We start from the raw sequence: 13,979 nt of genomic DNA, 5'->3' as shown, positions 1-13,979 counted from the left end.
TTCAATACTTTAATAGCAGATTAGGGGCATAATGACCTGATCTGTTTTTAGGCGCTCTGTATCTAGCACTTAGTATACAAACAGTACTTAGCGAACTCTACTGAACAAGCTGTACTCAACAAACAGTACTCAGCAAAAACGAAACCTAGTCTCTAAGGGTGAGCAATTTTACAAATAACAATTATAGGGACAACACTATGAAATTTAAGCGACTGCACATTAATGCTCTGTCAGCTTCTATCATGCTATTTTTAGCTGGTTCAATGACTTTACAAGCTAACAACTTAGAAGATGCTGCTAATGAATTAAAAACGCATCAAGCTGCTATCAATATTGATGAAAACAGCTTTAGCTGTATCCGCGATATGACACCAGTAAGGCATTTTTATGTCGACAACATACTTGGGGATCTTGACGCAACATTGGCAGTAGCCAATGCCCCTGAGGGAGCAAAATATCCTCCAGGCTCAGTAGTACAGTTGGTTCCAACAGAAGTGATGGTTAAAGGCGAGGCAGGCACTTCACCAGTAACAGGTGATTGGGAGTTTTTTGAGTTAGAAGTCAGTGAAGATGGCTCAAAAATTATCAACCGCGGTTTTGTCGATGTGAATAATCGTTTTGGTGGCAATTGTTTTGCTTGTCATTTACCCGCTCGCGACAAGTGGGACTTTATCTGTGAATCAGATCATGGTTGTGAACCCATTCCAATCGATCACAGCATGACGGGTGCACTGCAACGCTCAGATCCTCGCTGCGGCGAAGAAGCACTCGAATCTGGCGACAGTATGGCGTTATTTAAATTAAAAACCATGGTCGTTATTGGTTCGGTTAAAAAGTGGTTTGAAGACCTTTTTTAACCACACAGCTATTAAAGAGTAAAGTGAATAAGCTTTGCTCTTTTTTATGGAAAAATTTTAAAAGCAAGATTAACCAAGTCAGGGATGAACATGAGTGAAGTCAAAACCCATTACCGAAATTGTAATATTTGTGAAGCTATGTGTGGCTTGGAAATTAAATATAAAGACAAACAAATCTTATCGATAAAGGGCGATCAAAACGATCCTTTTAGTAAAGGTTACAACTGCCCCAAAGCCACCGCGTTAGAAGATTTTTATTACGACGAAGAACGTTTAAAAACCCCCATTAAACGTACTACATCAGGTTGGGTTGATATCTCATGGGAAGAGGCATTTGATGAAATAACCGAAAAATTCAAAGCGATTCAACAGCAACATGGCAAAAACGCACTGGCAGTGTATTTGGGTAACCCCAATGCCCACAGCCTGGGTAATGCCATGATGCTAAAACCCTTCTCCAAGTCATTGGGCACCATAAACCGTTTTAGCTCAGCCTCTGCCGATCAATTACCCCATCATGTGGCGTCAAACTTTATGTTTGGTGCTGGTATGTTAATCCCGGTACCAGATATCGATCGCACCGACTTCATGTTAATTATTGGCGGCAACCCCGTGGTGTCAAACGGCAGTATGATGACCGCGCCCAATGTTATCGGACGCATGAAAGCGATTCAAAAAAGAGGTGGCAAAGTCGTTGTCGTCGATCCTAAATGTTCACGTACCGCTAAAATTGCCAATCAGCATTTTTTTATTCGCCCTGAAAAAGACGCTTTACTGCTATTTGCCTTAATTCATTGTGTGTTTGCCACTAACAAAGTGAATTTACGTCACTTAGCCGTCATGACTGATGGTGTTGAGACACTTGAATCTGTCGTAAAAGGTTATGATCCTGAAGATGTTGCAGATTTTGTCGGTATCGATGCACAGAGTATTCGTCAGCTAGCTGCTGATATGACCGCCGCAGATTCAGCCGTTTGTTATAGCCGTATGGGCGCCTCAACACAAACCTTTGGTGGTTTATGCCAATGGTTAACCAATGTACTGAATATCATCACAGGTAATTTTGATCGTGCTGGTGGCGCTATGTTTCCTCAGCCTGCTTATGATTTACTAAGAAACCACGTAAAAGGGCATAAATCATCATTTGGCCAATATCACTCTCGGGTTAGAAAGCTGCCATTTTTTAACGGGGAATTCCCAGTCTCCACCTTGGCTGAAGAAATACAAACACCAGGTGAAGGTCAAATAAAGAGTTTGATTACTATTGCGGGCAATCCGGTACTGTCTGCGCCCAATGGCAAGCAATTAGCGGATGCATTTACTGAGTTGGATTACATGGTGTCGGTGGATATCTACCTTAATGAAACCACAAAATACGCCGATATTATTCTACCCGGCACCACTGGCGTTGAAAATTCGCATTTTGATATCTTCTTTAACTCTTTTTCAGTAAGGAACACGGTTAAATACTCAGCGCCATTGTTTGAAAAAAATGCTAATCAGCGTAGTGACTGGCAAATTTTAAAAGAAATATCATCACGTATGACCAATACCCCCATGGATCCTTATACCCCTGAGATGATCTTAGATAGGGAATTAACCCAAGGGGCTTATGGCGAAGAAGGTATGAGTTTACAAAAGCTGATTGATAATCCACATGGGATTGATATGGGCCCATTGATGCCGTGTATTGAGCAAAGGATTAAAACGGCTACAGGTAAAATAGACTTAGCGCCGCGAATATACCTCGATGATTTATCACGCTTAAATGCGCTGATGGCCACTGCGCCAAGAGATCAAACATATCCATTTGATTTAATTGGCCGCCGTTTAGTGAAAAGTCACAATACCTGGACGCAAAACTCGGCGCGTTTAGTTAAAGGTAAAAATCCCTGCACCTTAGAGATCCATACCCAAGATGCGCAAACCCTCGGTATTAAACAAGGACAATTGCTTAAGGTGAGTTCTCGGGTGGGTGAAATCCACATAGAAGCCGCAATTACCAATGACATTCTCCAAGGCGTGGTGTGTATGCCTCAAGGTTGGGGGCATAATCAACAAGGTACACGCATGTCAGTTGCAGCAACACAGGCGGGTGTCAGTATGAATGACTTAACGGATGCAAGTAAGGTCGACACGTTAACGGGTAATGCCGTACTTAATGGTATACCCGTTGCTATTGAACTTGCGTAACTGTAGGGGAAACATGACAGATGAAATACTTTACACCGTTATTTGTTTTTATTGCTGGTTGGATACTCTTAATATTTAGTGATACTTTGGCGACAATTGATCTTGTTAATGGTTTGCTGCAATTACTCATGTTCACCTTGGTGGTATGTATACCTACATGGCGTACAGGCCGAATGTCCTAGGTTGATATAGGTTGGCCATGGGGCTCACACTCATTGGTATTATGACTTGGTGTTACAGTGACGGCGATTCAACCCGTGTCGCATTAGTCAGTATGGCTTATATTTTTGCTGGTAGCCGAATGAGGTTTGGGGCGTTAAAACTGTGGACATCAGGTCACCTGCAAAAAGAATTGCCACGTTATGAATACCAAAAACGTTGCTGGCAAAAAGCAGGTAAAACTAACGTGGCGTTAGCGCAGCAAATAGAGGCGATAATACAAGGTTTGGCCAATGCGTCGTATTTGGCATTACCTGCATTTATTATTGCAGCAATACAGGCGCGCAAATTTCTATATTTGAGATTATCGGTATTATTGTGTGGCTGGCTGCATTTGCGATGGAAACTATTGCCGATATACAAAAGTTAGCTTTTTTGAAAGCAATGAAATCGACAGGGATTAACAATCAAGTGTGTAATGTGGGCTTATGGCGATTTAGTCGTCATCCAAATTATTTTGCTGAATGGATGGTGTGGAATGGATTAGTCATTACCGCTATCCCATCATGGCTAGCTTTATAGCAACAAGAATCGGTGGTTATATGTGGATTATTAGGTGTAGGTTTACTGATCACCTCCAAAATAATGCACACCACCTTAGTTGTTTATACTGGCGCAGTGCCTTCTGAGTTCTATTCAGTGTAAAAACGCTCTGAATATAAGGCCTATCAGCAAACAACCAATATCTTTTCCCTGGACCGAATAAGACACGGTAAATAAAACACTAACTAAAAATAGCACTAGAACTAAAACTAACAATATAACTATCACCAATAGGTAAAAGCATGTTTAAAAGTACTGACAACTATATTGCGTCAAGTGATCTCACTATGGCTGTGAATGCCGCAATAGCATTAGAAAAACCGTTATTGATTAAGGGCGAGCCGGGTACCGGTAAAACTCAATTAGCGGAAGAGTTAGCTAAATCTTTAAATTGTAAGTTGTATCAGTGGCACATTAAGTCGACGACTAAAGCGCAGCAAGGATTGTACGAATACGATGCGGTGTCACGCCTTAGAGACAGTCAGTTAGGTGACGCACGTGTGCATGATATTTCAAACTATATCGTTAAAGGTAAGTTATGGCAGGCTTTTGAAGAAGAGCAAAGACCCATCTTACTTATTGATGAAATTGATAAAGCTGACATCGAATTTCCCAACGATTTACTGCAAGAATTAGACAAGATGGAGTTTCATGTTTATGAAACTCAGCAAGTGATCAAAGCCAAACAGCGTCCGATTATCATCATTACCTCAAATAATGAAAAAGAACTGCCAGATGCCTTTTTAAGACGCTGCTTTTTCCATTACATTAAATTCCCCACCAAAGTCGAAATGGAAAAAATTATCGATGTGCATCATCCAGATGTTAAGCAAGAACTACTCAAGCAAAGCTTAGAAGTATTTTTTGACCTACGAGAAGTGAATGGCATTAAGAAAAAGCCGTCTACTTCTGAACTGATTGATTGGATCAAGCTATTAATATCAGATGATATTTCTCAAGCGAGTCTATTGGATAAAAATTCTGACGTTATTCCGTTATTTGGTGCGCTGCTTAAAAATGAACAAGATGTGTCATTGCTTGAAAAACTCGCTTTTATGAGTCGTAGAAACCGCTAATCGCTAAAGAAAGGTAGTGAAATCATGTTTATTGATTTTTTTCTTACGTTGAAAAAACATAACGTACCTTGCAGTTTGCGGGAGTTATTAGATCTTATTGCCTTATTAAAAAAAGGCGTGGTGTTTGCAAGCGTTGAAGATTTTTATAACTTAGCCAAAATCGTGATGGTGAAAGACGAAATTTACTATGACAAATATGACAACGCTTTTGCGGAATACTTTAAAGGCATAGAAAGCATAGATGTGTTTGATCAAATCTTGCCTGAAGATTGGTTACGTAAAGAATTTGAAAAGCATTTAAGTGATGAAGAAAAGCAACAGCTGAAAGCCTTAGGTGGCCTCGAACAGCTAATGAAGGCATTAAAAGAGCGACTTGAAGAACAGAAAAAACGCCATGCTGGTGGCAATAAATGGATCGGTACCGGTGGAACATCACCTTTTGGTGCTTATGGCTATAATCCTGAAGGCATAAGAGTGGGGCAAGAGGGTAACCGTAATAACAGCGCGGTTAAAGTCTGGGATAAACGTGAGTTTAAAAACTTCGACCAAGACCGAGAGCTAGGTACCCGTAATATCAAGTTAGCATTAAAAAAATTACGTAAATTTGCCCGAACTGGTGCCAGTGAAAAGTTAGATATAAACACCACTATTCGCTCCACTGCTCAAAATGGTGGCTTGTTAGATGTACACATGGAGCCTGAGCGTCACAATGCGGTAAAAGTGCTAATGTTTTTTGATGTTGGCGGCTCAATGGATGATTACATTCAAACCTGTGAAGAGCTTTTTTCAGCCGCCCATACTGAATTCAAACAATTAAAATTTTTCTATTTTCATAATTGTTTATATGACAAAGTATGGCAAGACAACAGCAGACGCTATCAACAAACCATTGACCTTGAAGAAGTCATCAGAACATACGGATCAGATTATAAAGTCATATTTGTCGGCGATGCGACAATGGGGCCTTATGAAATTGTCGCCCGCGGTGGCAGTGTTGAACACTGGAACGAGAAACCTGGCAGTGATTATATGAATCGGCTATTAGGCCACTTCAATAAAGTGACCTGGTTAAATCCACAACCCCAGCAGCATTGGTCTTATCATCAGTCGATATCGATAATTCAGCAGTTAATGGATAACAAAATGTACCCGCTAACGGTAGATGGTATTGGTAGGGCGATTAAGGAACTGAGTTAACTCGCGATATAAAATCGACAAACTACAGCTTCATATTGAGCTAAAATAATTCAAGGAAGAAATAAGTGGCTTTTGTGAGGTATCACAAAAACCGTATTTAAAATTATGATTATAAAAGAGATTAATATCACCCAAAAAGCCATTGAGCTGTTTTTAATCGCCATTGTTGTCAGTGTTTTTCTAAATGACATTATCATTAATGAACATACCTTAGCCGCTAACCATCTTTGGTATTTAGCCTTAGCGGTTATCATATTAAGCCTATATCGGCTAGATATCCGCCCCAACAAACAAAATAAAATTCACCATCAAGGTTTAAAAAAAACAGGTATTTATAGTCTACTGTTTATTGCAATTTACCTTTGTGGTCCACTCGCCACAGCAAGATATGGTCATGTTTTACTGACTACGCTAGGTAAATATGAGCATGTTAACCATGAGTTCATTGTTAAATATGTGAGTACAGCCTATAGCAGTCAATATTGTACTGGCGCTGTTTACATTAAAAGTTACCAATTATTCGGCAATGACCGTATATGCGGGGTACCTAAATCGCTTTGGTTTAGGTTAAAAAAAGGTGATACATTAACCGTTAAAGGTAGACAAACTAGCCTAGCGTTTGAATATCAGACCGTACAGTTAATCAACAACACTAGCGGAAGCTAACCGCTGTAACAACAAGGTTTTATGAATAAGGATTAGGTGTGAATAACATACAAAAAATAGCTGGCGTTGCTGCACTTTTTGAAGCTGTTATTTACATATCAGCTTTTATATTTTTTGGTGCGTGTTGGGATTACCCAGTCAGTGCAGGTGATACACAAAAACTCAGTTATCTAATTCATCATCAATCAATTTTATCAATCGTTAATTTTGTTATGTATGTCGCTTTTGGGCTTTTTTTAGCCATATTAGTTATAGCGATCCATCAACGGATGAAAACCAAAGCGCCTCTTTTGTCACAAACGGCTACAGTCTTCGGTATTATTTGGGTTGGCCTTGTCATCGCAAGTGGCATGATTGCAAATGTTGGATTAGCAGCTGTTATCGATTTGTCAGCCCAAAATCCACAGCAAGCAATGACCCTTTTAATGGTTATAAACACAATCGTTGAGGCTTTTGGAGGCGGCAACGAAATTGTCGGCGGCTTATGGGTTCTATTATTGAGTGTTGCAGGGTTAAAAGCGATTGAATTACCGAAATGGTTACACTATTTCGGACTATTAATTGGAACTGTCGGTGTTCTTACAATTTATCCTGCTGAAATCCTCACTGAAATATTTGGCTTAAGCCAAATAGTGTGGTTCTCTTGGCTAGGTATGGCAATGCTTGTAAACCTTAACAGCGAATAGGGCGTTCAAACGGCTGAATGACCATTGCAGTCACTAAGTAAATTACTATGGAGTTAACTTTAAAGATAAATATGCAAAAAGTTTCGCACCTTGTAGTAAATAAAAATAGGCCGCCAGAAGCTATGATTATTGTTAGTTTTACTTTATAAATATAGCTGCCTAATTTAGCTGCTATTAAGTAATAACATTATTAATACCATTAGCGTTGTTACCAGTCTTTGACTATGGCCTTAATCATATTGGCAGTATTTTGTGGTTGCTCTAGGGGGAACATATGACCACCATTGGGCATCATGGAAACTTCAATGTTGTTTAAGTTTGCAAAGCGAGTGAAATACTTAACCGGGAATACGTCAGTTTTTTCGCCATAAATAAGTGCAGCTGGGACCTTAAGTTGGTTTTTATATCTGGCTAAGTTACAAGGTAAATGTCTGAAAATATCGGCTTCAACTTCGGGGGTAAAGCTTAATTCTAAGCGTTTATTGCGCTGGGTTACACCATGGTCAACGTAATCTTTTAAACACCTTGGATCAAAGTTTTTAAATAAATTTTTCTGTGCGAAGTAACCAACTAAGTTAGTGTTTAGCGGCCAATGACGTTGACGGTTTTGTGCCCGGCCTGCAGGAGACCATTTATCAATAAGACGAGTCTTTTTAACAACTTTAAGCACATGACTGAAAGGACCTGTCACCACAGGCGGATCTAACATGATTACACCACGAAACAACTCTGGATGTTGGCATGCTGCAAGAAATGACAGAATGCCACCAAATGAATGACCAATACATATCACTTTTTCATCTTGCTGTTTTAAATAATCAAGCAACTCAGTAACCAAGTGCTGCCAATTAGTGTGTATAGGGTATTTATGATTATGCCCATATTGATCATGAGCAATGGTACTGAACTTTTCATTAAATTCACCGAGAAATGTTTTATAACTTCCTGCAGGAAATCCATTGGCGTGAACGAGGTTAATCAGTGGCTTGGTCATAGTTACTTCATACCATGTTTGATTACTTTTGGTTTAAAATCTTTTTATAAAATCTTGTTATAAAAGCTTTTATAAAAAGGCTATTGTCGATTTAAACACTGTTTGGTTAATTCAATCGAGCAATAGCCCTAGAGCGAGTTAGAATATTTTTGAATTATCAATTGGTGTTAGCTCTTGAAACTCTGGTGCTCGTTTTTGCGCTTTGGCAGTAAAAGTTTCCATCATGTCATTTTGCGGTTGGAACATACCACTTTGCCAAGCTGCCATATAATTTAAGCTGTCTGCTACAGAATGATCGCGGCCATAATTTATCATCTCTTTACAGCCTGCTACCGCCAATGGTGAGCGAGCAGCAATTTCAGCTGCTATTGCCATTACGCCTGTTAACATGCTTTGTTGATCTTCAAATACCTGATTAACCAGACCTGCATCTTTGGCTTCATTGGCTGGCATTCTGCGACCGGTATAGGCTAATTCTTTAACTAAACCCATTGAGATTAATTTAGGTAAACGCTGTAATGTGCCTAAGTCAGCGGTCATGCCTAATTTAGTTTCTTCAATACTGAAAAAAGCATCACTGGTACAATAACGACAATCAGCAGCGCTGACCATATCAACCGCGCCACCAATACAACCACCTTGAACGGCCATTAATACTGGCATTCTGGCACTTTCTAATACGTTGAAGCACTCTTGTAGCCTTAATACTAAGCGGCGTAATTGCTCATGTTTACGGCCTAATTCAATATTCTTATCATTATTACTTTGGGTAAAAACGGCTAGATCCATTCCTGCACAGAAATGTTTACCTGTTGATGAAATAACAATGACACGAGCAGCAGCTTGATCATTTATCTGTTGAATCACTTTTGGGAATTCATCCCAAAAATCAGTATTCATTGAATTAAATTCATCAGGACGATTAAGCTTGATATGAGCAATTTTAGCGTTAACTTCTACAGTCAAACTGTTAAACTTTTCATTGTTATTCATCGTATTAACCTTATAAAATTAACGTGCTTTGGGCATCGATTTCTATCGCGCTATCTAACGCGGCAAGGATTGCGTGACGTTCTTTTAGTTTGGTGCCGTGATGTGATTTCATATCAAGAGATTGCATATGCTTAGCCACTGCATAGGCAGTTGCCATCAGGTGCTCAGGTTCAACAACTTGATCAAGAAAACCTGCTGAAACCGCTGTTTGTGGGGCAAACAGTTCAGCGACTATAACTGAACGAGTAAGATAATTACGTGGGATACGATTTCGCGCAAGCTCAATACCGGCATTGTGCATTGTCATGCCTATAGCGACTTCATTTAAACCAATTTTAAAATCACCCGCACAGCCAATACGGTAGTCACAACTGAGTAATAAAAATGCCCCTTTGGCAATAGCATGACCGGTACATGCCCCAATAATAGGGGTCGGGAACGCCAGCATTCTGCGGGCTAACTTAGAGCCTGCGGTTACCAGTGCTATTGCAGCCTCTGAACTAGACTTCATGGTTTTAAGATCAAAGCCACCTGAAAATATTCCGGCTTGGCCTGTTAAAATAACTACGGCTTGTTGCTGCTCAGCAGCATCTAAAGCGACATTAATTTCTGTAATTATCTCTGGCGAGATAGCATTAACTTTGCCATTGTTTAGCGTAATTACATGTATATTGTTGTCGATTTCGACCTTGATAAGTTCCATTTGCTACCTTTTTAGTTTTAGTTGTCTGTTTTTATTGTCAATCGTTGGTTGTAATATTGTTGCTGTTAATTACTTTATACAGTATTTACTCTAATAAAAAGTCCTATCCGTGTTTTAACACTAATTGATAGGCCGCTCTTTGTTGAACTTTGCAGAGGTAAGCTTTGATATTGTCTTGTCCCTTGAGTAATTTTAAACTCATGGCTATCTCTAACATTATGGTCATCATGATATCGGCGGCGCTAAAGTCATTGCCAGCAAAGTAACTGTGGCTTGCTAAATATTGGTCAATATAAGCAAAGTCGATTGCTAATTCTTTGGCAATATAACCATCTAGTGGGTAACTACCGGCACGGGGTTCCATTTGCAGTAATAAAGTCGTGATAACGGGTAAAGCCAGTGAGCCTTCGGCAAAATGTAACCATTCAAGGTATTGATAATATTGGCTGCTATTTGTGTCTGGTCTTAAATGCGTTGAATAATCTTGGTTTAAGATATATTCCATAATGGCACCAGACTCACATATGGTTATGTCATCATCAACCATGATGGGGGATTTACCCAGAGGGTGTATGGCATATAACGCCTTCGGTGCGAGGTTAGTGTTTGGATCACGCTGATGTATGACTAACTCATAGGGTAACTTCATCTCTTCAAGTAACCATAAAACGCGTTTAGATCTTGATTTAACTAAATGGTGAACTGTAATCATATGAGTATCTTCCGTGTTGTTAATTTTTTAAAGGGCTTCATTTCGCGATATCTAACTGCACTTTCGGTTTATCGGCGCGATTAAACTTTGAATTAAATATTCTGACGAGTACACCTGCAGTAAATAGCATGGTTAACGTATAAATAGCAGGTGTAAATGACATTTTATAATTGGCCAATAAGGTCAGCGCCATGAACATGGATAAAGTACTATTTTGTAAACCTACTTCGATGGTAATTGAAGTGCGCTGAGCAAGGTTTAAACCAAGCCACTTACTTGAATAGTAGCCCAGCGCCATGGTTGAAATATTGAGCAATATTGAAACTGGCCCTGCAGCGATAAGGGCTGAAACCACAATGTCTTTTTGAATGTATGTCAAAAAGATAATTAATAAGGTTAAAAATAAAATACCAAATTTAGACACATGAACTTGTGTACTGTCAGCTAATTTGGGGGCAAATCGCTTTATTAACATCCCGATGCCAATAGGCAATATTGTCAGCTTCATTAAACTTATCATGGTGGTAATAATCGGTAATGAGAACTCAGTACCTTTACCCATAAAGTGCTCAAGCGATAAGTTAAGTATCACTGGAATGGTAAATACCGTTATGATGCTGGCTATGGCTGTCATCGAAACTGACAGCGCGACATCTCCTTTGGCTAAATGGGTAAACATATTCGAAGTCGTACCACCTGGACATAGTACTAACAGCATGACGCCTACGGCATATTCTGGTTCTAAAGGCATGACACTTGCCAATACAAACCCTATAAGCGGCAAAAGTATGAGTTGATTAACCAAACCGATAGATACAGCTTTAGGGTACTTTACCACTCGCTTAAAATCTTTAGGAATAAGAGAAAGCCCCATTCCCATCATGATTAAAAATATACAAATTGGAATCACTTTTGTGTTTACAAATTTGACTAATTCAATACTTTCCATACGAACCTCAGGTTTAACAGACCTTGCTGCTGGCCAATTTAAATTAATTGATATTATTAATTACCAAGAAACAATTTGGCCCACAGATGCATCGGCTTTACCTGCTAATACTTGTTGGTAAATGGCATCTAATTCAGTAACGTTATGAGTTGTGTTGATGGTTATGTTCACACGGCAAAACTCAATGTAACGCAGTAATGCTAAATTCATCTGGTTCATCATTTCGGTGGCACCATATTCTGCAGCACGTTTTTTAAGCTGGTTTGGTGCAAAAAAGAACTCTGGTTTTGCGCCCGGCAAGCTAGCAACGTTAAAACCATCCGAGATATCAATATCTTGGTGATGAGTTGCCCCTATTCGACACGAATAACGCAGTGAGTCTGCAAAGTGGTAATGTATTGCTGAAAGTGTTGATTGACCGCCAGCCATATCAACTAAAATTGATGTGACACCGCTGTCGAGTGACGCTATTTGTTGGTAGCTGACAACTTGATCATAACAAGCTAATGACTCAACAAATTTACGATTAGATTCAGAGGTGATACCAATAGCAGGGCGTTCGCCTCTGTCTTTAATTGAAAAGGCCAGGGCAATGCTGGTTTTACTTGATGCACTGGTGATGAGGTATTGAGCTGCGTCAAAGTAATTATTATCAAACATAAAGTCATCAACTAACCATGAAGTGGTAAATAAACCTCGAAGTAAAATATCAAATTCTTCGTTATTTATCTGATAATAAGGATTAGTATTAACCCGATCAAAGCGACTGTAAACAGGTGAAAGACCTTCTCGGCATGGATTTATATCAGAAAATCCCGTTGTAGCGATATTGCCAGCAATAACGGTTAAATGAGTCGCCATTGGCATAAATCCCCAAAGCCTTTCTCCCACTTTAATATGTTGGCAATTTGAAGCAATAACATCTGCATAGCCCATTACTGGGAGTCGCCCCCATTGGCCTTGCTCAGTGCTATTTGCCGTTGGGAAAAATCGCCAATAACCTAAAGCATCTCCGGTGACGCCGTAACTAATGTTGTTTGCTGTAAGAGCAAATTTATCTACTTTCAGCAGTAATTCATTTTCAGCTAAAGGCTGTTCAATATTAAGTGGTACTACTCGGGTTTGGATTAAATTTGATTTTGAAACTTCAAAAACAAATGCACTGTGGGTTAACGTTTGTGATTGGGTCATAACAAGCCTTTATTTTTGTGATTATGTATTAATAAAATGATTCATGACGTGGTTTATCTCTGCAGGTCTTTCGTGTTGTAACCAGTGACTGCAATTTTTGAAACGCACTATGGTGCAATCCGGAACGTATTGGTTAATATCGGTAAGATTCTCATTAACAAAGGCTTGGTCTCGTTCACCCCATAAAATAAGCGTTGGAAGGTTAATACGTATATTGGGTATTTTTATTGTCGCGATGTCTTTAATTGGACTCAATTGACCCGAGTCTTCACTTTTTGACGAGCAGTTATTTTGTTGTTTTAGCGCTGAATGATTAGTGTTTTCTTTTGCCGCTAATTGCGGCATTGCACGGTAATATTGCAGCATGCCATTAATGCCGCCTTGTTGACTCCAAACCTGACGGTACTCAGCTTTGGTTTTATTACTAAATGTACTTTTATAAGCACTTACCATGATGTTCTCAGCTAGGTATTGATAGTTATTTTGCTGTAATAAATGCTCTGCATTTTGACTAATTAAGTCATGAATATAGGTACTCTTTTGGCGTTGTAGTGGGTTGTTAACCATTTCTCGGGTGAAGGTACTTGGATGCGCGGCATTCAAAATAATCAGTTTACATATTAGTTGTGGATGAAAGGCTGCAAGGGGCCAAGCGATGGCGCCGCCCCAATCATGGGCAACTAAAATCACTGCGCTATTTGGGCTAATGTGTTTAATAAACTTTGAAAAGAAAGCGATTAAATTGGGGACAGAGTAAAAATCAACTTCAGTAGGTTTATCACTTAAGTTGTACCCAGGTAAATCAGGCGCTATAACCCGATAATTTTCAGCGAAATAACTTAATTGCTTACGCCAAACGCCCCAATATTCAGGAAAACCATGAAGGAAAATGATCGTTGGCTTTGCTTCTGTGCCTGATACAAGATTCGATTCAACATAGTGAATGTTGGTCTGATCTATTAACGCAAACTTATGATCCAACTGCATGTTGATTCTCTTT

The 13,979-nt window shown here is 39.4% G+C and carries 15 protein-coding genes; 8 read left to right on the top strand and 7 right to left on the bottom strand.

What is annotated here, in order from left to right; translation table 11 throughout:
- The first annotated feature begins 197 nt into the window (after positions 1 to 197).
- From Q4533_RS04405 to Q4533_RS04370, 8 genes are all read left to right on the top strand, one after another.
- Positions 198 to 857 carry a hypothetical protein gene (locus Q4533_RS04405; RefSeq protein ID WP_303502075.1) on the top strand — a complete coding sequence of 220 codons (660 nt, stop codon included), beginning with the start codon at positions 198 to 200 and terminating at the stop codon, positions 855 to 857.
- 90 nt (positions 858 to 947) lie between these two features.
- Positions 948 to 3,050, top strand: a complete 2,103-nt coding sequence (locus tag Q4533_RS04400; RefSeq protein WP_303502072.1) for a molybdopterin-dependent oxidoreductase — start codon at positions 948 to 950, stop codon at positions 3,048 to 3,050.
- A gap of 199 nt (positions 3,051 to 3,249) precedes the next feature.
- A complete protein-coding gene (locus tag Q4533_RS04395; protein ID WP_241901097.1) occupies positions 3,250 to 3,639 on the top strand; it encodes a hypothetical protein in 390 nt (129 codons plus the stop codon).
- On the top strand, positions 3,588 to 3,791 hold the full coding sequence (locus Q4533_RS04390; RefSeq protein ID WP_241903545.1) for a DUF1295 domain-containing protein: 204 nt from the start codon (positions 3,588 to 3,590) through the stop codon (positions 3,789 to 3,791). Before Q4533_RS04395 ends, Q4533_RS04390 begins: the two co-directional genes overlap by 52 nt.
- Positions 3,792 to 4,054: 263 nt before the next feature.
- Positions 4,055 to 4,888, top strand: a complete 834-nt coding sequence (locus Q4533_RS04385; protein WP_102476795.1) for a MoxR family ATPase — start codon at positions 4,055 to 4,057, stop codon at positions 4,886 to 4,888.
- Between the two features lie 24 nt (positions 4,889 to 4,912).
- Positions 4,913 to 6,085, top strand: coding sequence for a VWA domain-containing protein (locus Q4533_RS04380; protein ID WP_303502066.1), 1,173 nt, complete (start codon positions 4,913 to 4,915; stop codon positions 6,083 to 6,085).
- Between the two features lie 105 nt (positions 6,086 to 6,190).
- Positions 6,191 to 6,751, top strand: a complete 561-nt coding sequence (locus Q4533_RS04375; protein ID WP_102476797.1) for a hypothetical protein — start codon at positions 6,191 to 6,193, stop codon at positions 6,749 to 6,751.
- A gap of 38 nt (positions 6,752 to 6,789) precedes the next feature.
- Positions 6,790 to 7,437, top strand: coding sequence for a DUF4386 family protein (locus tag Q4533_RS04370; protein WP_102476798.1), 648 nt, complete (start codon positions 6,790 to 6,792; stop codon positions 7,435 to 7,437).
- 208 nt (positions 7,438 to 7,645) lie between these two features.
- Here the strand turns inward: Q4533_RS04370 and Q4533_RS04365 are convergent, their stop codons facing one another.
- The 7 genes from Q4533_RS04365 to Q4533_RS04335 form a co-directional block, all read right to left on the bottom strand.
- A complete protein-coding gene (locus Q4533_RS04365) occupies positions 7,646 to 8,431 on the bottom strand; it encodes an alpha/beta fold hydrolase (protein ID WP_102520564.1) in 786 nt (261 codons plus the stop codon).
- Between the two features lie 138 nt (positions 8,432 to 8,569).
- Positions 8,570 to 9,424, bottom strand: a complete 855-nt coding sequence (locus Q4533_RS04360) for a crotonase/enoyl-CoA hydratase family protein (protein WP_303502063.1) — start codon at positions 9,422 to 9,424, stop codon at positions 8,570 to 8,572.
- A 10-nt stretch (positions 9,425 to 9,434) separates the two neighbouring features.
- On the bottom strand, positions 9,435 to 10,127 hold the full coding sequence (locus Q4533_RS04355; protein ID WP_102476800.1) for a crotonase/enoyl-CoA hydratase family protein: 693 nt from the start codon (positions 10,125 to 10,127) through the stop codon (positions 9,435 to 9,437).
- A gap of 103 nt (positions 10,128 to 10,230) precedes the next feature.
- Positions 10,231 to 10,839, bottom strand: coding sequence for a glutathione S-transferase family protein (locus Q4533_RS04350; RefSeq protein WP_102476801.1), 609 nt, complete (start codon positions 10,837 to 10,839; stop codon positions 10,231 to 10,233).
- 37 nt (positions 10,840 to 10,876) lie between these two features.
- The gene (locus tag Q4533_RS04345; protein WP_102439300.1) at positions 10,877 to 11,788 is read right to left on the bottom strand and encodes a bile acid:sodium symporter family protein; all 912 of its coding nucleotides are present in this window, start codon (positions 11,786 to 11,788) and stop codon (positions 10,877 to 10,879) included.
- 60 nt (positions 11,789 to 11,848) lie between these two features.
- A complete protein-coding gene (locus Q4533_RS04340; RefSeq protein WP_303502059.1) occupies positions 11,849 to 12,979 on the bottom strand; it encodes a DUF2855 family protein in 1,131 nt (376 codons plus the stop codon).
- Positions 12,980 to 13,000: 21 nt separating this feature from the next.
- Positions 13,001 to 13,966, bottom strand: a complete 966-nt coding sequence (locus tag Q4533_RS04335) for an alpha/beta fold hydrolase (RefSeq protein WP_303502057.1) — start codon at positions 13,964 to 13,966, stop codon at positions 13,001 to 13,003.
- Between the last annotated feature and the right edge of the window lie 13 nt (positions 13,967 to 13,979).

Origin of the sequence: Shewanella sp. 6_MG-2023, from assembly GCF_030547195.1 — a bacterium.
Lineage (GTDB): Bacteria > Pseudomonadota > Gammaproteobacteria > Enterobacterales > Shewanellaceae > Shewanella.
This window is presented reverse-complemented; position numbering and strand designations above follow the sequence as displayed.